The organism is Phenylobacterium sp., from assembly GCF_016124325.1.
Classification (GTDB): Bacteria; Pseudomonadota; Alphaproteobacteria; order Caulobacterales; family Caulobacteraceae; genus Phenylobacterium.
Map to the genome: position 1 here is coordinate 52,708 of NZ_WGNY01000019.1, position 18,516 is coordinate 71,223.

An 18,516-nucleotide genomic window follows, 5' to 3' on the forward strand; every position below is an offset into this window, starting at 1 on the left:
CGATCTGTCGTCATTGCGAGTCGCCCATGACCTCGCCGCTTTCCGGACACCACGTCGCCGTCCTCATGGGCGGGCTTTCCTCCGAACGGGAGGTGAGCCTCGTCTCGGGACGCGAATGCGCCGCCGCCCTAGAGCGGCTGGGCGCCAAGGTCAGCCGCGTGGACGCCGGGCGCGACCTGGCCCAGGTGCTGAGCGCGCTCAAGCCCGATGTCTGCTTCAACGCACTGCACGGCGAGTGGGGCGAGGACGGCTGCGTCCAGGGCGTGCTGGAGACCCTGGGCCTGCCCTACACCCACTGCGGCGTGCTGGCCTCCGCGCTGGCCATGGACAAGGCCAAGGCCAAGGCCGTGCTGGCCGCGGGCGGCGTGGTGGTGCCCGGCGGCGGGCTCTTCAACCGCTTCGACGTGGCCGCGCGCCACGTGCTGGAGCCGCCTTATGTGGTCAAGCCGAACGCCGAGGGCTCCTCGGTGGGCGTGTTCCTGGTGTTCGAGGGCGCCAACAGCCCGCCGCAGGAGGTGGTGGCCCCGTCGTGGACGTTCGGCGAGGAGGTGATGGTCGAACCCTACATCCGCGGCCTGGAGCTGGCGGTGGGGGTGATGGACGGCCGCGCCATGACCGTGACCGAGATCGTTCCGACGACGGGCTTCTATGACTACGACGCCAAGTACGGCGAGGGCGGCTCGAAGCACATACTTCCGGCCAGGATTCCGGACCATGTGGCGGAAAAAGCTAAGGAACTGTCCGAGCGGGCCCATGCCGCCCTGGGTTGCCGAGGCGTTACCCGGTCGGACCTGCGTTATGACGATATTAACGACGTTCTGGTCCTCCTAGAGGTCAACACCCAGCCGGGAATGACGCCCACCTCGCTCGTGCCCGAGCAGGCGGCGCATGGGGGGGTGGATTTCGACCGTCTGGTGCTTTGGATTACGGAGGACGCTTATGCCCGCGGCGGTGCGGGGGGGATCGCGAGGGGAAGCGAAACCTCGGGCCAAGGCGTCCGCTAGTCCGGCCCGGCGCGCCGCGGCCAAGGGCGGCGACGCGCGCAGGACCCTCAAACCCACCCAGGTGCTTTCGATCGCCGCCGGCGTGCTGGCGCTGGCGCTGGTCGTGGTGTTGGCCACGGGCGGCCGGGCTGGCCGCCTGGCCGGAGCCGTCGGCCACGCGGTCGACATGCGCCTGGCCGACGCCGGCTTCAGGTTGAAGACCGTGCACATCCAGGGCGCCTCGGAACTGGCCTCGCCCGACATCATGAAGGCGGCCGCCATCTACAAGGACCAGCCCCTCCTCGGCGTCGACCTCGACGAATTGCGCCGGCGCGTGGAGGCCGTGGGCTGGGTGCGGGAGGCGCAGGTCGTGCGCTTGATGCCCGACACCCTGGTCATCGCGGTCCAGGAACGCCGCCAGCTCGCCGTCTGGCAGCATGACGGCCGCACGGTGGTGATCGACGACCACGGCCTCACGATCCCCGAGGCCAACCCCGCCCGCTTCGCGACGCTTCCGCTCGTGGTGGGCGCGGGCGGCGACAAGCACGCCGCGGAGATCCTGCCCGTCCTCGCCCAGCGGCCGAAGCTGATGGCCCGCCTGGAAGCGCTGGTGCGCGTCGATGACCGGCGCTGGGACCTGCGGCTCAAGGATGGCTCGCTGATCCAGCTTCCCGCCGTCGAGCAGGAGCAGGCGCTGATGCAGCTGGAACAGCTCGACCTGCGCTCGCGCATCCTCGAACTCGGGTTCGAGCGTATCGACCTGCGCAACCCCGACATGGTCGCGGTGCGCCCGCGACCCACGGTGGCTGCCGCCGCCCCCGCCGCCACGCCCGCTGAAGGCGCCTAAGGAGCCGAAAGTCCGCCCGATGCTGAAGACCGCCCCGCGTCCGGATGCTGCGAAGAAGGAGGAGGGCCGCAAGGATGGCCTGAAGGCCGCGCTTGCGCCGCCAAAGCTCGTGGCCGCCGTGGACCTGGGCGCGGCCAAGGTCGCCTGCTTCATCATGAAGCCCGACGGCGTGCGCCGCGGCGACCGCACGCTCACCACCTGCGGTGTCGGCTACGTCCAGTCGCGGGGCGTGCGCGGCGGCGCGATCGTCAACCTCGACGAGGCGTCCGAGGCGATCGCCCAGGCCGTGGAGCGGGCGGAGAACGTGGCCGGCGTGAACGTGCAGGGCGTCACCATCGCCACCGCCGGCGGCCAGCTCGCCTCGTCGCGCGTGACGGGCCGGGTGTCGCTGGGCGCGCGGCCCATCGCCGACGGCGATCTCGTGCGCGCCATCCAGAACGCCCTGGCCCAGATCAAGATTCCCGGCCGCCGCGCCATCCACATCCTGCCGATCGCGTGGGCGGTGGACGGGCAGGGCGGCGTGCGCGACCCGCGCGCCATGTACGGCCGGACGCTCGGCGTCGAGCTGCTCGTGGTGTCCGTGGCCGAGACCGTCTTCAACACCCTGGGCGCCTGCGTCGAGCGCGCCCACCTCCAGCTCGAGGGCGTGGTCGCCGCGCCCTTCGTCTCGGCCCTGGCCGCGCTGGAGGAGGACGAACTGGACCTGGGATCGGTCTGCATCGACATGGGCGGCGGTTCGACATCGGCGGCGGTGTTCCGGGGCGGCAGCCTCGTCCACGTGGAGACCGTGCCGGTCGGCGGCCAGCATGTGACCCAGGACATCGCCCGCGGGCTTTCCACCTCCATCGCCGGCGCCGAGCGCATCAAGACGCTGCACGGCTCGGCCATCGCCTCGGCCAACGAGGATCGCGAGATGATCGAGGCCCCGCCGCGCGGCGACGATCCCGGCGCGGGCCCCGTGGTCGCGCCGCGTTCGCTGCTCAAGGGCGTGATCGCGCCCCGCGTGGAGGAGACGCTGGAACTGCTGCGCGACCGGCTGAAGGCGTCGGGCGCCCCGATCGAGCCCGGCGCGGGCCTGGTGCTCACGGGCGGCGCCAGCCAGCTCGCCGGCGTGCGCGAGGTGGCCGTGCGCGTCTTCGACCGCCCGGTGCGCCTGGGCCGCCCGCGCCGCGTGCCGCACCTGGCCGACGCCGCTTCGGGCCCGGCCTTCACGGCCGCCGCGGGGATTCTGCACCGTTCGGCCTTCGGGCCGCGCGAGGCGGTCTCGACCCGGCAGCTCGCCTCTTCCAAGCTGCGCCGCGAACCGCTGGACCCGACCGCCAATCCGTTCGCCAAGGCGGCGTTCTGGCTGCGCGACAACCTCTAGGTCGGGCCTGAGTCACGACGTCGCGGCTTTACTGTCGATTCGCGCGTTTTCTCTTATGCGCAAGGCAGAAAATCACGTTCGCCCAAGCTCGACCAAAGTCCGACTCACGCTATGGCGGTTAACTCTCGATTAAGGGTGTCGGCGCGTACTTAACGCACCGTTACCGGGCGGTTCGCGGCAGGGGTCGTCCGCGAAGCGCCGGACCGCAAGAATTCTGGGGAAGGACGGGACGTCCATGGCCATCTCTCTGTCAGCGCCGCAGGCCACCGAGCTCAAGCCGCGGATCGTCGTCTTCGGCATCGGCGGCGCCGGCGGCAACGCCGTCAACAACATGATCGAGGCGGGCCTCGAGGGCGTGGAGTTCGTGGTCGGCAACACCGACGCCCAGCAGCTCCAGTTCGCCAAGACCGATCGTCGCATCCAGCTCGGCGCCACCGTGACCCAGGGCCTCGGCGCGGGCGCCCATCCCGAGGTCGGGATGAGCGCGGCCGAGGAGAGCATTCCGGAGATCGGCGAGCACCTCGACGGCGCCCACATGGTGTTCATCACCGCGGGCATGGGGGGCGGCACCGGCACCGGCGCGGCGCCGATCATCGCCAAGTGCGCCCGTGAGCGCGGCATACTGACGGTGGGCGTGGTGACCAAGCCCTTCCACTTCGAGGGCCGCCACCGGATGCGCCTGGCCGACGCCGGGATCAGCGAGCTGCAGCGCTACGTCGACACCCTGATCGTCATCCCGAACCAGAACCTGTTCCGTGTGGCCAACGAGCGGACGACCTTCGCCGAAGCCTTCGGCATGGCCGACCAGGTGCTGCACTCGGGCGTGCGCTCGATCACCGACCTGATGGTGCTGCCCGGCCTCATCAACCTCGACTTCGCCGACGTGCGTACGGTGATGACCGAGATGGGCAAGGCGATGATGGGCACGGGCGAGGCGACCGGCGAGGATCGCGCGCTGATGGCCGCCCAGAACGCCATCCAGAACCCGCTGCTCGATGAGGTGTCGCTGAAGGGCGCCAAGGCCGTGCTGGTCAATGTCACCGGCGGCCTCGACATGACGCTGCTGGAAGTCGACGAAGCGGCGAACGCCATCTCCGAACAAGTCGATCCGGAGGCCAACATCATCTTCGGCGCCGCCTTCGATCCGGCGCTGGAAGGCATGATCCGCGTGTCGGTCGTGGCGACCGGCATGGACGGCGCGGCGATCGCCGCCATCGAACCCCAGCACGAGCGCCGCTCGGCCATCGCCGCGCGCTCGGCGCCGGCGCCCGAGCCGGTGGCTGCGGCCGAGCCGAAGCTCGAGCCGGCGACGGTCGAACCGGTCGCCGCGAGCGTCGTGGATCTGCCGGGCGCCGCGGAGGCGCGCGAGGAGGAGCAGCCGGATATCTTCAGCGCCGGGGCCGCGGTCGAGGCGTCGCCCGAGCCGGCGGCCAGCGCCCCCGTCATCAGCGCGCCGGTGGCCAGGATCGTCGATCCGGCCGCGGCCGAGGAAGGCGACGAGGCCGACGAGCCGCTGTTCGCCGAACCGGCGTTCGAGCCGCGCAAGCCCCGCGGCGGGTTCCTGTCGATCTTCGGCGGCCGTCCGCGCTATGACAGCGGCCCGCAGGTTTCGGCTCCGTCGCCGCGGCCCGCGGCGACGCGAGGCGGCGCCCAGCCGGTGGAACAGGCCGCGCCCGAGGAGGCCGCCGAGGCGGGCGAGGATCTGGAGATCCCCTCGTTCCTTCGACGCCTCGCGAACTAGAAAACTTCACGAAATCGCCACGACCGGAGCTCGCCCCGGTCTGGTAATATCTTCCCGGGGTCCGAAGACGGGAGGATGCCCATGAGCGCTCAACGCATCATCTGGGTTTCGCCGGTGGCCAGCGGCTGGGCCGTGGTGTGCGCTGGGATCGAGCCATTGGTGTTCCGGTCCGGCGGCCGCGCCGAGGCCCAGGCGCGACGGCTGGCGACCTGCCTGGCCCAGCTTGGCCGGGCGGTCCAGGTCCGCATCCTGGACCGCGCCAGCAACCTCGTGGGCGCCCAACTCTATCCGGCCGCCTGAGACCCGAAAGCCACACCGCCCGACGGTCTAGGGATCGGCGAAACGCGCCTAGAATCAAGATGTTGAGGTTCGGGTGCGTTAACCTCTCGTGAAGCGAAACATTGCGAAACACGAAGTGCTTTGCTGCGCTGCATCAATCGCCTTAGCAGCGCGTTGGGGGCAAGTGTCGGTCGCAGCACCGCGTATCGTTGCAGGAAGGTCCGCCTTGGCCGCATCAGCGTTTCAGCACACCGTCATGTCGCCCGCGCTCTTCGCTGGCGTCGGCGTGCACACGGGCGCCTACACCCGCGTGTCGGTGCGCCCCGCCCCGGCGGACGCCGGGATCGTCTTCGTGCGCACCGACGTGAAGGATCGCGACAACGCCATCCCGGCCCGGGGCGAGGCGGTTTGCAAGACCCAGCTCGGGACGGTGATCGGAAACGCCGAGGGCGTGACCGTCTCGACCATCGAGCACCTGATGGCGGCCTTCGCCATGCTGGGCGTCGACAACGCCGTGGTCGAGGTGGACGGGCCCGAGATGCCGATCATGGACGGGTCGTCCGCCCCGTTCGTGCGCATCCTCGACCGCGCCGGCCTGAGGCCGCAGGAGAAGGCGCGGCGCTTCATCGAGATCCTGGAGCCGGTCGAGGTGGTCGACGGCGACAAGCGCGGGACGCTCAAGCCGGCGACCGGCTTCGAAGTGGCGTTCGAGATCGCCTTCGCCAGCGGCGCGATCGGCCGTCAGGCCATCGACATGGCGATGGATGAGCGGGCGTTCCGTGACGAACTCGCCGACTGCCGCACCTTCGGTTTCCTGCACGAGGTCGAGGCGCTGCGCGCCATGGGTCTCGCCCGCGGCGGCTCGATGGACAATGTGGTGGTGATCGACGGCGACCGGATCCTCAATCCGGAAGGCCTGCGCCGCCCGGACGAATTCGTCCGACACAAGGCGCTGGACGCGATCGGCGATCTCTATCTGCTCGGCGGCCCCGTGCTTGGGCGCTTCGAGGGCGTGCTGGCCGGCCACGGCCTGAACAACGCGCTCGTCCGCGCCCTGCTGGCCAAGCCGCACGCATGGCGCTTCCGCGCCCTGGTCGAGGACCTTCGCGAAGCCGTCTAAGTTCTTGCGAGTCGTTCGCAAGAATGATCGTATAGGGCAGGAGGTCCGCTCATGCCCGACGACGCCGCTGCTCAGCTGGAAGCGCTCTACAAGCCGCCGCACGCCCTGACCGTGGCCAAGGACATCGGCCACGTCGACAGGCACGGACGCCGCTTCATCGAGCTTTCGCCCTTCGTGGCGCTGGCCAGCGTCGGGCCCGAGGGCGGCGTCGACGTTTCGCCGCGGGGCGGAGGGCCGGGCTTCGTGCGGGTCTCCGAGGACGGCAAGAGCCTCCTGATGCCGGACCGCCCCGGCAACAACCGGCTCGACTCGCTCAAGAACATCGCTCAGGGCTCGGGCGAGGTGGGCCTGATGTTCATGATCCCGGGCGTCGACGACATCTACCGGGTCAACGGCCGCGCCAGCCTCGTGGTGGACGAGGCGCTTGCCGAGGGGTTCGCCGAATTCGGCAAGGTTCCGAAGACGCTGCTGCGAATCGCGGTGCGCGAGGCCTATCTGCATTGCCCCAAGGCGCTGATGCGCGCCGACCTCTGGGGCGACAGCCACCGCGTGGACCGGGCCACGCTGCCCTCGCTGTCCGAGATGGTCAGCGAACAGCTCGGCCTGGAGAAGCCCAAGGCGACGCACGCCGAACAGGTCGAGAGCCTCCGCGAGACCCTCTAGCTCCTGATCCCGACGCCGTTTGCGCGCCACATTGCGTAGTGTAGAAGCGTCGTCTCCGCGTGGGGGCGCGCAGGTCTTGAGGTGAAGGTGTCGCAGCTTCGGAATTCGTCTCGGGTGGTCCTGGTCGCCACCGCCTGCGCCCTCGCCCTTTCGGCCTGCGCCAGCAACAAGAAGAGCAAGGTGCGGCTCGCCTACGAGGAGCGGCCCGTCGAACTGCTGTACGCCACTGGCGCCAACCGCCTGGATCGCCACCTGTGGAACCAGGCCGTCGGCTACTTCCAGGAAGTAGAGCGTCAGCATCCCTATTCGGAGTGGTCGCGCCGCTCGATCCTGATGCAGGCCTACGCCCACTACGAGGGCAACAACTACGCCGAGGCGATCGGCGACGCGGACCGCTTCATCCAGCTCTACCCGGGCAATCCGGCCGCCGCCTACGCCCACTACGTGAAGGCCATCTGCTACTTCGAGCAGATCGTGGACGTGAACCGCGACCAGGCCGCGACAGGCCAGGCGTTGGAGTCCCTGCGCGACGTGGTGCAGCGCTATCCGACGACGGAATATGCGGCCGACGCGCGCCTGAAGATCGACATGGTCAACGACCAGCTCGCCGGCAAGGAGATGACCATCGGCCGCTGGTACCTGCGCAACGGCGACACCCTGGCCGCGATCGGCCGCTTCAAGACCGTCGTCGACCGCTACCAGACCACCAGCCACACGCCCGAAGCGCTCTATCGCCTGGTGGAGGGCTACCTGACCCTGGGCCTCCTGCAGGAAGCCAAGCGGAACGGCGCGGTGCTGGGCTACAACTATCCGGGCGACCAGTGGTACGCCGACGCCTACAAGCTCCTCACGTCCAAGGGCCTGAGGCCGGCGGTGGAGCCCAAGTCGGGCGGCGCGCGCGGCATCCTTCGGCTGCCGTTCCGCAAGGACAAGGACAAGACCGTCAAGCCGCCGCAGGCGCAGGAGCCCAACACGGTCGTGTCGTCGAGCAAGGCCACCAAGAAGCGCAAGCTGTTCAGCCTGCCGTTCGGCGGCGGCGACAAGAAGGACACCGCCGAGGCGGAACCGAAGGCGAACTGAGCCCTTTCGGGGCGTCTGATTCCATACGATCTTGCCGCCATGCTGATCGGCCTGCAGATCCGCGACGTCGTTCTGATCGAGACCCTGGACCTGTCCATCGGGCCGGGCCTGACGGCGCTCACCGGCGAGACCGGCGCCGGCAAGTCGATCATCCTGGACGCGCTGGGCCTGGCGACCGGCGCGCGGGGCGACGCGGGCCTCGTGCGCCGCGGCTCGGCCCAGGCCGTGGCCGCGGCGGTCTTCGCGCCGGCGCCGGATCACCCGGTCTGGGGTCTGCTGGAAGAGAAGGGCCTGGCCTACGCCCGCGACGAGGACCTCGTGCTGCGCCGCACGCTCTCCGCCGACGGCCGCAGCAGGGCCTTCGTCAACGACCAGGCCACCGGCGTCGGCGTGCTGAAGGAGCTGGGCGAGGCGCTGCTGGAGGTGCACGGCCAGCATGAGACCGTCGGCCTGCTCGATGCGCGGACCCATCGGCCGCTGCTCGACGCCTATGGCGCGCTGGGCGGCGAGGGCGGAGCGGTGGCCAGCGCCTGGGCGGCCTGGCGCGAGGCGCGCGAACGGGTCGACGCCCTGAAGGGCGACGTGGCGCGCGCGGCGGCCGAGACCGAGGAACTGACCTTCCGCCTGTCGGAACTGGATCGCCTGGACCCGCGCGAGGGGGAGGAAGCCGGACTGGCCGAGGAGCGGGCCGTGCTGGGCGCCGCCGAGAAGGCGCTCGCCGACATCGACCAGGCCAGGGAGACCTTCGACGGTCTCGGCCCCAAGACAGCCTCCGCGATCCGAGCGCTGGAACGGGCGCGGGAGCGGGCGATGACGGCCGGCGCGGCCGCCGACGGCGCGGCGGTGACGCGTCTGGCCGCCGCGGCCGAGGCGCTGGACCGGGTGCTGGTGGAAGCCGGCGAGGCCGAGGCGGCGATCGACCTGGCCGCCGCCGCCTTCGACTTCGAGCCCGACCGGCTGGAGAAGGCCGAGGAACGGCTGTTCGACCTGCGCGGCCTGGCCCGCAAGCTGGGCGTCCAGGTCGACGACCTGCCCGGCCTGCGCGTGGCGTTCGCCGAGCGCCTGCGGGCGATCGAGTCGTCGGAAGCGACGCTGAAGGCGGCCGAGGCCGCGGCGGGGGCCGCGCGGAAAGCCTATCTCGATGCCGCAGCCGCGCTCACCGCCGCGCGCCGCGAGGCCGGCGAACGGCTCGCCGCCACGGTGATGGACGAACTCGCGCCGCTGAAGCTGGAGAAGGCTCGCTTTCGGGTGGCCGTCGAGCCGCTGGCCGAGGAGCGGGCCGGGCCGGCAGGCCTCGACCGCGTGGCGTTCGAGATTTCGACCAATCCGGGCGCCCCGTTCGGCGATCTGGGCGCCATCGCCTCGGGCGGCGAGCTGGCGCGGTTCGCCCTGGCGCTGAAGGCCGCCCTGGCCGGGCGCGGCGGCGGGCCGCAGCCGCTGATGATCTTCGACGAGGTGGACCAGGGTGTCGGCGGCGCGGTGGCCGACGCGGTCGGGCTGCGGCTCAAGCGCCTGGCGGGCGCGGCCCAGGTGCTCGTGGTCACGCACAGCCCGCAGGTGGCGGCCCGCGCCGAGGCGCACTGGCGCATCGCCAAGGCCGGCGACGGGGAGCGCTTGCGCACGGCCGTCGAGGTGCTGAGCCCGGCCGATCGCGAGGAGGAGATCGCCCGGATGCTCGCCGGCGCCCAGATCACCGACGCGGCGCGCGCGGCCGCCCGGGCGCTGATGGACGCCTGAGCGACCCGCCGGGAGCGTTGGCGTCCCGGGCCGCGACTGATAGCTCTTCGGCCAATAAGGAAGAGGAGCGCCGGATGTTCAAGGGTGTGGATCACGTGGTGATCGCCGTGAAGGACCTCGACGCGGCGGTCGGCCGCTACGAGGCGATCTATGGCGCGCCGGTCAGCGAACGGCGCGAGGCGGCCGCGGCGGGCATGAAGATGGCGTTCTTCCGCTTCCCGGAGTCGTACGTCGAACTGGTCTCCAATATCGACGACCAGGGCCCGATCGCGAAGCGGCTGGCCGAGCGCGGCGAGGGGGTGCACCTGATCGCCATGCAGGTGGACGACATCGAGGCGACCCTCGCCGACCTGCGGGCCAAGGGCGTGCGGCTGGTGGGTGATCCGGGACCTGGCAATCCGGTGAAGGGGCAGGTGTTCGTCCATCCCTCCGAGACGGGCGGCGTCCTTACCCAGATCGTCCAGCGCTGAGCCGCACGGGCGGGGGCGCGGCGGCCACGGCCTTGCAGTCGTAGGGCAGGCCCGGCTGGGCGCAGAAGTCGGGCCAGTGGCCGCTCTTGCGCCAGTAGTCGGTCAGGCCCGCCTTCGCGGCCAGGGCCATGAACCGCGGATCGCTGCGCAGCGACTTGGTGGCGGCGAAGAACAGGAAGGCCGCGAACACGTCGGGCGACGACAGCGCTCGGTCGGCCTCGGCGAAGGCCCCGTCGACGTCACCCTCGCGGGCCAGCATCTGGGCGCGCCGCGACGGCGGCGCGATATCGCAGGCGGCCGGCAGGCCATGGGCGCGCCGGGCGATACGGCCGGGCAGCTCCTCCAGGAACTTCACATTGCAGACGTAGGCCCCGGTGTTCGGCGCCACCTGCGGCCCCAGCGCGCGCAGGCGGGCGAGCGCCTGCTCGGGTTCCTCGTAGGTGATGGCCACGAGCCAGCCGATCTGCCGGGCGAGTTGCGGGTCGGACCGCTCCAGTTCCTTCAGGACACGTCTGGCCGTGTCGAGATCGCCCTGGGAGCCGGCGATGGAGATCATCGGAATTCGCGCATAGGTGGCGGTGCGGGGATCGCCGGAGGCCATCACCTGCTCGGCGATGGCGCGGGCCGCGTCGAGGCGGCCCACCTCACGCAGCAGCGCGATATAGCTGATGCGCCCTGGATTGAGGTTCGGGTCGATCGCATGGGCCTTCAGGTAGTTCGCCTCGCGCACGGCCCAGTGCCCGCCCGCGGGATAGCTGTTGGCGATGGCGAGGTAGGCCTTGGGCGTGCGCGGATCGAGGCTCAGGGCCTTCGCGGCGGAACTCCTGGCCCCGACGCGCAGCGCCTCGGCGGCGGCCGGGTCATCCGCTTCCGTCGCGGCGTTCGCCTGGGCGATGCCATAGAGCGCATGGGCGGCGGCCAGCTTCGGCGCGGCGGCCACCAGCTTGCGGCCGGTCTCGAGCATCCGTTGGGTGTTGGCCTCGCGGGCGACGGCGTCGCAGGCGTTGAGGTAGAGCGCCAGGATGTTGGGCGGAAACGGTTGCCTCGACTGGCGCCGGTCCGACAGGGCGCAGTCCAGGCCCGCCGTGACGCCGAGCGCCACCTGGTCGGCGAACCCGGCCGTGGCGCCCGCCGGCCGATCGAGCTTTAGCGAGGAAAGGACGAGGCCGCTGCGGCCGTCCTCGACCTGCGCCGTGATCACGACCTGATCGCCCTGGCGGTCGACGGAGCCCGACACCCGCAGCTCCGCCCGGCGCGCGCCGGCCGCGCCCGCCGGGGCAGTGTCGATCCCCGTGCGCGTGAGGGCGGCGAGCATGGAATCCTGTACGCCGGCCGCGAGCCTGCGCAGGTCGGGATCGTCGCGTCTCGCATCGAAGACGGCGACCTCCACCCGGCCCTGTTCGCGAGACGCCGGGCCGAACCGGATGAACAGCCAGCCCGCCAGCACCGCAAGCGCCGCCACGGCGACCAAGGCGATCACGCCGGGCCTGCCGAACCGGACGCCGCGCCGGGAGGCCTCGGGCCGGTCGGCCGGAGCGCCGGCCCCGGTCAGGCGGTAGCCGACCTTGATGACGGTCTCCAGCTCGAAGGCGCCCGTCTCGGCGGCCAGGTCCCGGAGCAGCGAGATGACCCGGTTGATGGCGTTGTCGCCGACGACGCGGCCGTCCCAGCAGCGGCGAATGAGCTCGTCGCGACCCACGACATCGCCCCTGGAGCCGGCCAGGACCACGAGCACCTGCATGACCCGCGGCTCGAGCGTCCGGCTCTTGCCGTTCCAGGCGACCTGACGCTTCGCGGGGGTGACCTCGAGGATTCCGAGGCGGAACGCGGGCTCCTCGGCGAGTCGTATTGCCGGATGGTCAGACACGCACACGCCTCCCCCCGACCACTGAACGACAAGAGGCGTCCGAGGCGCAAGGCCCGCCGCATGATGAAGCCATAAGCCCTTCATCACCTCGGCGGTGTGGTGAACCCGCGCGAGGGTCCCGAACCTCGAACGGCCGGCGCCGACCTCTCGGCGCAGGCGCAGTGGCGAGAGGGAGACACGCATGCCGCTCTACAGGGGCACGGCCGGCGACGACAACATCACCGGCAGCATCGAGGAAGACGTGCTGGAGGGGTTCGGAGGGAACGACACGCTGAACGGCGACGCCGGCAGCGACGTCATCGACGGCGGCGACGGCGAGGACATGGTCGACTACCAGTTCGCGCCGCGCGGCATCCACGCCGACCTCTCGATCAGCGGCCCGCAGAACACGAGCGGCGACAGCAGCGACGTGCTGACCAGCATCGAGGACATCCGGGGCAGCGCCCAGGCCGACACCTTCAACGGCTCGACCGGCGCCAACGCGATCTATGGCGGCGCCGGCGATGACCTCATTACCGACCCCGGCGGGACCAACTATCTCCGCGGCGAGGAGGGCAATGACTCCATCGTGGGCGGGACGGGCTTCGACGACATCAACGGCAACCAGGGCGACGACACCTGCGTCTCCGGCGGCGGGGACGACTGGGTGGTCGGCGGCAAGGACAACGACAGCCTGGTGGGCTCGGCCGGCCAGAACCTGGTCTACGGCAACCTCGGCAACGACACCTGCGAGGGCGGCGACGGGGACGACATCGTCCGCGGCGGCCAGAACGACGACATCGTCAACGGCGGGGCCGGGGACGACTTCGTCTCGGGCGACAAGGGCGACGACACCATCACCGGCGGGGCGGGCGCCGACCGCTTCCACACCTTCGGGGCGGCCGGGATCGACCGGGTGCTGGACTTCCACATCGCCGAGGGCGACCGGGTGCAACTCGATCCGGGCACCGTCTACACAGTCTCCCAGGTCGGGGCCGACACGGTCATCGACATGACGGGCGGCGGCCAGATGATCCTGGTGGGCGTGCAGATGAGCACCCTCACCGGGGACTGGATCTTCGGGAGCTGACGGCCGCCATGCCGGCCGCATTCGGCTTTCGTCGACGCCGCGGTGCGGGTTACAGCTTGCCGCCATGGTCGCCGCGCCGAAGTCCGTCGAACAGCTCACCGAGGCCGAAGCCGTCGCCGAGCTGACCCGCCTCGCCGACGAGATCGCGGCGCACGACATCCGTTACTTCCAGGAGGATGCGCCCGCGATCTCGGACGCGGACTACGACGCGCTCAAGCGCCGCAACACGGAGATCGAGGCCCGATTCCCGCACCTGATCCGCGAGAATTCGCCCAGCTTCCGGGTGGGCGCGACGCGGGCGGAGCAGTTCGCCCCGGTCGAGCACGGCGTGCCGATGCTCAGCCTGGACAACGCCTTCTCCGACGAGGACGCGGTCGAGTTCGACGCCCGCGTGCGGCGGTTCCTGAAGCTGGAGGAGGAGGTCGCCTACACCGCCGAACCCAAGATCGACGGCCTGTCGTGCTCGATCCGCTATGAGAACGGCGTGCTGGTCCAGGCGGCGACCCGCGGCGATGGCCGGGTCGGCGAGGATGTGACCGCCAATGTCTCGACCATCGGCGAGATCCCCAGGCGGCTGAAGGGCTCGGGCTGGCCCGAGACCATCGAGGTGCGCGGCGAGGTCTATCTGGGCCATGCGGAGTTCGCGGCTCTGAACGAGGCCGCCGAGGCGGCGGGCCAGAAGACCTACGCCAATCCCCGCAACGCCGCCGCCGGCTCGCTGCGTCAGATCGATTCGAAGGTCACGGCCCAGAGGCCGCTGCGCTTCTTCGCCTATGCCTGGGGTCTCCTGAGCGAACCGTTCGCCGAGACCCAGTGGGAGGCGCTGGCGAAACTCAAGTCGTGGGGGTTCCAGGTCACGCCGCAGTCCGAGCGCGTCCAAGGCGCCAAGGGCCTGCTGGACGCTTACGCCCGCATGGAGGCTGAGCGGCCGAAGCTGGGCTTCGACATCGACGGGGTGGTTTACAAGGTCGACCGGCTGGACTGGCAGCAGCGGCTGGGCTTCGTCTCCCGCGCCCCGCGCTGGGGCATCGCGCGGAAGTTCCCGGCCCAGCAGGCGCGCACCGTCCTGGAGGCCATCGACATCCAGGTGGGCCGCACGGGGGCCCTGACGCCGGTGGCGCGGCTGACGCCCGTCACCGTGGGTGGGGTGGTCGTCACCAACGCAACCCTGCACAACGCCGACGAGATCGAGCGCCTGGACGTGCGGGTGGGCGACACCGTGATCCTGCAGCGCGCCGGCGACGTGATCCCGCAGATCGTGCGCGTGGTTCCCGAGGAGCGGCCGAAGCCCGAGCCTGCGCCGTTCGAGTTCCCGCACGTGTGCCCCTGCGACCTGAAGACCGAGGTGGTGCGCGAGACCACGGCCTCGGGGGCGGAGACGGTGGTGCGCCGCTGTTCCGGGGAGTTCGCCTGCCCCTTCCAGCGGCTGGCGCACCTGCGCCACTTCGTCTCCCGGCGGGCCTTCGACATCGAGGGGCTGGGCGAAAAGCAGCTCACCGCCTTCGTCGAACGCGGCTGGATCGCAGAGCCCGCCGACATCTTCCGCCTGCACGCGCACCGCGACGAACTGCTGGAGACCGAGGGCTACGGCGAGACCAGCGTGAAGAACCTGTTCGAGGGTATCGAGGCGCGGCGGACGATCGCGCTCGACCGCTTCATCTATGGCCTGGGCATTCGGCACATCGGCGAGACGACCGCCGTGGTCATGGCCCGCGGATACGGGACGATCGAGGCGTTCCTGGAGGCCATGGACAAGGTCGCCGCGCGCGATCCCGAGGCCGTCGAGGAGCTTGACGCCATGGACCAGATCGGCGGCGCCGTGATCGACGCGGCCGCCGCCTATTTCGCCGAGGACCACAACCGACGGATCGTCCAGGCGCTGAAGGACGAGCTGCAGGTCCAGGAGGCCGAGAAGCCCAAGACCGACACCGCCGTGGCCGGCAAGACGGTGGTGTTCACCGGCACGCTGGAGCGGATGACCCGCGACGAGGCCAAGGCCCAGGCCGAGCGGCTGGGCGCCAAGGTCTCGGGCTCGGTGTCGAAGAAGACCGACATCGTCGTCGCCGGCCCGGGCGCCGGCTCGAAGCTGAAGACCGCCACCGAACTCGGGATCCAGGTGATGACCGAGGACGAGTGGATCGCGATGGTGGGAGGATGATCCCCGCCACGCGCCTTCAGACCCTCGTCGAGGCGCCCGTCCGCCCCGAAGGCGCGCGCTACGTCCTCTACTGGATGCAGCAGTCGCAGCGCGGGGGCTTCAACCCGGCGCTGGAATACGCAGTGGAGCAGGCGAACGCGCTCGGGCTGCCGGTGCTGGTCGCCTTCGGGCTGGCGGCGTTCCCCGAGGCCAATGCGCGGCACTACGGTTTCATGCTGCGGGGCCTGGCCGAAGTGGAGCGGGCCCTGGCCGAGCGGGGGATCGGATTTGCGATCCGCAAGCAGCCGCCCCATGCGCTGGTCCGCGAGCTGGCGGCGGAGGCGGCGCTGGTCGTCTGCGACCGTGGCTACCTGCGCATCCAGCGGGCCTGGCGCGCCCGGCTGGCGGAGGATCTCGGCCGGCGTCTCGTCCAGGTGGAGGGCGACGTCGTGGTCCCGGTGGAGGCGGCGTCGGGCAAGCACGAGTACGCGGCCCGGACGCTGCGGCCCAAGGTGCAACGCCTGTGGGACGACTCCCTGCACGACCTGCCGGAAACCCCGGTGCGTCACGCCTGGACGGCCCCGCCCGTGGACGGCGCGATCGACCTCGGCGACGTCGGCGCCGTCCTGCGCGACCTGAAGATCGACCAGGAGGTCGGCGAAGTGCGCCGGTTCGAGCCCGGCGAGGCGGCGGCCCGGCGCCGGCTGGCCCGGTTCGTCGAGGATGCGCTGGGCCGCTACGAAGCCGAGCGCGGGAGGCCGGAAGCCGGCGTCGCCTCGCACATGAGCCCCTATCTGCATTTCGGCCAGATCTCGCCGGTGGAGATCGCCCTGGCGGTGCGCCGCTCGGGCCAGCGGACGGGCGTGGCGACCTATCTGGAGGAGCTGATCGTCCGGCGCGAGCTGGCGATGAACCACGCCCTCTTCGAGCCGCGCTACGACGAATACGGCGCCCTGCCGGACTGGGCCCGCAGGACCCTGGCCGACCACGCGGGCGACGAGCGGCCCCACTTCTACGACCGCGCGCAGTTCGAGGCCGGCGAGACGCACGACCCCTACTGGAACGCCGCCATGCGCGAGATGCGCGACACGGGCTACATGCACAATCACATGCGCATGTACTGGGGGAAGAAGATCCTCCACTGGTCGCGGACGCCGGAAGAGGCCTTCGAGACGACGCTGGCGCTGAACAACCGCTGGTTCCTCGACGGGCGCGACCCGAACTCGTTCACCAACGTCGGCTGGCTGTTCGGCCTGCACGACCGCCCGTGGGGCCCGCAGCCGGTGTTCGGCACGGTGCGCTCCATGGGCCAGAACACCTTCCGGAAATTCGACGCCGAGGCCTATGTGGCCCAGGTGGCGGCGCTCTCGGCGGCCGAGGCGTCGTGAATTTGGATGAATGCCAAGCGATAGCTCATGCAGTCGCGTCAGAACCTCGATACCCCGTTCCGGCGACGGCGCTTCATATCTATGGCTTGGCTAGGTCGTCCCTTCGTCAGACTAGAATGTTGAGGCGCAAGCCCGCCAAAAGTCTGAAGAGAGTTCGCGCGTAACGATCATCCAGCTTCGTTCCAGTTGCCATCGGCATCAAACGCGCCAATGTAGGTACCATCCCCGACGGCCAAGTTGGATCCAGGCGTGAAGATCGAATTGTGAAGTTCGAAGATTTCCTGAAATGTCATTGCGTCCCACTCTTCAGTTGTAATGGAATCTAAAATATTAGTTGGGTTGGGGGTGGAAAAATCATTCGCCTGAGTTCCTCCATTATTCCTGAATATGACCCCAATTCCTTCTGAAAATCCACCTGAGTTTTCCTCAAGCTTTTTTCCGAAAGCATATACACGTCGAATGTTCACTGGGTTTGGCCACACTCCGGCAGCACCGTCTGCGTAGAATGAGCCGCCGTTGGTGATGGGAGGTTCCGGGGGCGTCGTTGCCGCATAAAGCGTGACGTTCTTCACGAGGCCGCCATCGTTGCAGCTGAACGCCACACCGGCCTGTTGGCTCTCCACGATCAAACCGTTGTTGATGGTGAAATCAACTTCCGTCGATGCACCCGCTGCCCCATGCCACAAGCCTTGCGGATAGTCGCCTCCCGCAACGGCCGTGAAGAGACGATTGATCGTCACGCGAGTCGCCGAATGCTGGTCGGCGCGTTGAATCTGATCCGGGTGGAGCCCGCCATAGATCAGGTTCGAGACGATCCACACATCGTTGAGTTGGATATCGGTCCACGTGGTCCAGAACATCGCGTTGTCTCGCGACCACCTGATCTTGATGCCATTCACTACGCCGTCGTGGACAAGACCCGTGGTGGAGGCTTCCTTGATCCCCCCGAACTGGCCTTCGGAAATGAAGTTTTCGATGATCCAGTTTGAGCAATGCGTCGAACCGGAACCCACCAAAAGAATGGCGTAGACACCGCCTCCCGTCTGGAGGGGAGGATCGTCCTTCGCGTCGATTGCTGTGCAGTTGGTCAGCGACCAATGCTGACTTCCCGCCAACAAGAAGCGGCCTGTTTGGATCGTCTTGGGAGCCCCCTGGCCGCAATTGATCGCGTTGACGTCGATGTAGTTGCAGCGCGCGAGGGCGCACTGATTGTAGAGGCCCGGCCTCGCAGGATCAGCATCTCTCAAGGTCACGTATGACGGCCCCGCGAAAGCAAGGTCTTGGATCGAGATCCCCGTGTTGCCGCGGTTTACGCCCGTGGACATGATGATGGCGGTTCCGAAATTTGCCTCGAAGATCGCAACTGAGCCGATGACCGCCGCGGCGAAGTTGTCATTGAAGCCGCCAGTCGGCTTGTCGCCCCAGCTTGCAGCGCCTGCCATGATGTTGATCGTGATGGTGGCGGTGTTGCTGGTGCCGTAGGCGTTCGTCGCCGTTACCGGGAAGACGTAGGTGGTGTCGTTGAAGGTGCGGCTGACGGCAGGCGTTGGAGTCCTAGCCGTGTTTCCCTCGGCAGTTGACCCGCCGCCGGCCCGCACCCAGTCTCCATTGGTGCCGGTCGTGGCGGTCCCCACTGTCCAAGAATCCACGTAGCCGTCGACGAGGAGCCCGAGTGTGGCGCTGGAGAGGCGAACCGCGCCTCCGCCGACAGACGCGGATCCAGCCAGCGTCAACGCGCCAATTGTGTAGGTGACGTCCTGGAGAACAGG

Annotated in this window: 14 protein-coding genes and 1 pseudogene; 13 read left to right on the forward strand and 2 right to left on the reverse strand. The window is 69.6% G+C overall.

Annotated elements, in window-relative coordinates; all coding sequences use genetic code 11:
• Positions 1-26 precede the first annotated feature (26 nt).
• From GC203_RS11075 to GC203_RS11120, 10 genes and pseudogenes are all read left to right on the forward strand, one after another.
• Positions 27-1,004 (forward strand): D-alanine--D-alanine ligase, encoded by a 978-nt coding sequence (locus GC203_RS11075; RefSeq protein WP_293454251.1) that lies wholly within the window; start codon positions 27-29, stop codon positions 1,002-1,004.
• The gene (locus GC203_RS11080) at positions 940-1,830 is read left to right on the forward strand and encodes an FtsQ-type POTRA domain-containing protein (RefSeq protein ID WP_293454253.1); all 891 of its coding nucleotides are present in this window, start codon (positions 940-942) and stop codon (positions 1,828-1,830) included. The genes GC203_RS11075 and GC203_RS11080 overlap by 65 nt, the downstream gene beginning before the upstream one ends.
• Before the next feature lie 19 nt (positions 1,831-1,849).
• Positions 1,850-3,196 carry a cell division protein FtsA gene (ftsA, locus tag GC203_RS11085; RefSeq protein WP_293454255.1) on the forward strand — a complete coding sequence of 449 codons (1,347 nt, stop codon included), beginning with the start codon at positions 1,850-1,852 and terminating at the stop codon, positions 3,194-3,196.
• A gap of 235 nt (positions 3,197-3,431) precedes the next feature.
• Positions 3,432-4,937 carry a cell division protein FtsZ gene (gene ftsZ / locus GC203_RS11090; protein ID WP_293454256.1) on the forward strand — a complete coding sequence of 502 codons (1,506 nt, stop codon included), beginning with the start codon at positions 3,432-3,434 and terminating at the stop codon, positions 4,935-4,937.
• 81 nt (positions 4,938-5,018) lie between these two features.
• Positions 5,019-5,237, forward strand: coding sequence for a hypothetical protein (locus GC203_RS11095; protein WP_293454257.1), 219 nt, complete (start codon positions 5,019-5,021; stop codon positions 5,235-5,237).
• Positions 5,238-5,472: 235 nt separating this feature from the next.
• On the forward strand, positions 5,473-6,336 hold the full coding sequence (gene lpxC / locus GC203_RS11100) for a UDP-3-O-acyl-N-acetylglucosamine deacetylase (RefSeq protein ID WP_293454259.1): 864 nt from the start codon (positions 5,473-5,475) through the stop codon (positions 6,334-6,336).
• 51 nt (positions 6,337-6,387) lie between these two features.
• Entirely contained in the window at positions 6,388-6,999 is a 612-nt protein-coding gene (locus GC203_RS11105) for an MSMEG_1061 family FMN-dependent PPOX-type flavoprotein (RefSeq protein ID WP_293454260.1), read from the forward strand.
• Positions 7,000-7,086: 87 nt separating this feature from the next.
• Positions 7,087-7,890, forward strand: a pseudogene (locus tag GC203_RS11110) (outer membrane protein assembly factor BamD); the annotation flags it as partial.
• 228 nt (positions 7,891-8,118) lie between these two features.
• On the forward strand, positions 8,119-9,816 hold the full coding sequence (gene recN, locus GC203_RS11115; RefSeq protein ID WP_293454262.1) for a DNA repair protein RecN: 1,698 nt from the start codon (positions 8,119-8,121) through the stop codon (positions 9,814-9,816).
• A gap of 74 nt (positions 9,817-9,890) precedes the next feature.
• Positions 9,891-10,286, forward strand: coding sequence for a VOC family protein (locus GC203_RS11120; protein ID WP_293454264.1), 396 nt, complete (start codon positions 9,891-9,893; stop codon positions 10,284-10,286).
• Here the strand turns inward: GC203_RS11120 and GC203_RS11125 are convergent.
• Positions 10,264-12,153 carry a winged helix-turn-helix domain-containing protein gene (locus GC203_RS11125; protein ID WP_293454266.1) on the reverse strand — a complete coding sequence of 630 codons (1,890 nt, stop codon included), beginning with the start codon at positions 12,151-12,153 and terminating at the stop codon, positions 10,264-10,266. The genes GC203_RS11120 and GC203_RS11125 overlap by 23 nt on opposite strands.
• 181 nt (positions 12,154-12,334) lie before the next feature.
• On the opposite strand from GC203_RS11125, the gene GC203_RS11130 reads away from it, so the two are divergent.
• From GC203_RS11130 to GC203_RS11140, 3 genes are all read left to right on the forward strand, one after another.
• Positions 12,335-13,222 carry a calcium-binding protein gene (locus GC203_RS11130; RefSeq protein WP_293454268.1) on the forward strand — a complete coding sequence of 296 codons (888 nt, stop codon included), beginning with the start codon at positions 12,335-12,337 and terminating at the stop codon, positions 13,220-13,222.
• Positions 13,223-13,286: 64 nt separating this feature from the next.
• The gene (ligA, locus tag GC203_RS11135) at positions 13,287-15,380 is read left to right on the forward strand and encodes an NAD-dependent DNA ligase LigA (protein ID WP_293454269.1); all 2,094 of its coding nucleotides are present in this window, start codon (positions 13,287-13,289) and stop codon (positions 15,378-15,380) included.
• Positions 15,377-16,747, forward strand: coding sequence for a deoxyribodipyrimidine photo-lyase (locus GC203_RS11140; RefSeq protein WP_293454271.1), 1,371 nt, complete (start codon positions 15,377-15,379; stop codon positions 16,745-16,747). The genes ligA and GC203_RS11140 overlap by 4 nt, the downstream gene beginning before the upstream one ends.
• 167 nt (positions 16,748-16,914) lie before the next feature.
• Here GC203_RS11140 and GC203_RS11145 read toward each other — a convergent pair whose 3' ends face one another.
• The gene (locus tag GC203_RS11145; protein ID WP_293454272.1) at positions 16,915-18,480 is read right to left on the reverse strand and encodes a hypothetical protein; all 1,566 of its coding nucleotides are present in this window, start codon (positions 18,478-18,480) and stop codon (positions 16,915-16,917) included.
• Between the last annotated feature and the right edge of the window lie 36 nt (positions 18,481-18,516).

Excerpts from the sequence above, each read along its gene's own strand:
- GC203_RS11075 (WP_293454251.1), top strand. The coding sequence starts at position 27 with ATGACCTCGCCGCTTTCCGGACACCACGTCGCCGTCCTCATGGGCGGG.
- GC203_RS11080 (WP_293454253.1), top strand. The coding sequence starts at position 940 with ATGCCCGCGGCGGTGCGGGGGGGATCGCGAGGGGAAGCGAAACCTCGG.
- ftsA (WP_293454255.1), top strand. The coding sequence starts at position 1,850 with ATGCTGAAGACCGCCCCGCGTCCGGATGCTGCGAAGAAGGAGGAGGGC.
- ftsZ (WP_293454256.1), top strand. The coding sequence starts at position 3,432 with ATGGCCATCTCTCTGTCAGCGCCGCAGGCCACCGAGCTCAAGCCGCGG.
- GC203_RS11095 (WP_293454257.1), top strand. The coding sequence starts at position 5,019 with ATGAGCGCTCAACGCATCATCTGGGTTTCGCCGGTGGCCAGCGGCTGG.
- lpxC (WP_293454259.1), top strand. The coding sequence starts at position 5,473 with ATGTCGCCCGCGCTCTTCGCTGGCGTCGGCGTGCACACGGGCGCCTAC.
- GC203_RS11105 (WP_293454260.1), top strand. The coding sequence starts at position 6,388 with ATGCCCGACGACGCCGCTGCTCAGCTGGAAGCGCTCTACAAGCCGCCG.
- recN (WP_293454262.1), top strand. The coding sequence starts at position 8,119 with ATGCTGATCGGCCTGCAGATCCGCGACGTCGTTCTGATCGAGACCCTG.
- GC203_RS11120 (WP_293454264.1), top strand. The coding sequence starts at position 9,891 with ATGTTCAAGGGTGTGGATCACGTGGTGATCGCCGTGAAGGACCTCGAC.
- GC203_RS11130 (WP_293454268.1), top strand. The coding sequence starts at position 12,335 with ATGCCGCTCTACAGGGGCACGGCCGGCGACGACAACATCACCGGCAGC.
- ligA (WP_293454269.1), top strand. The coding sequence starts at position 13,287 with ATGGTCGCCGCGCCGAAGTCCGTCGAACAGCTCACCGAGGCCGAAGCC.
- GC203_RS11140 (WP_293454271.1), top strand. The coding sequence starts at position 15,377 with ATGATCCCCGCCACGCGCCTTCAGACCCTCGTCGAGGCGCCCGTCCGC.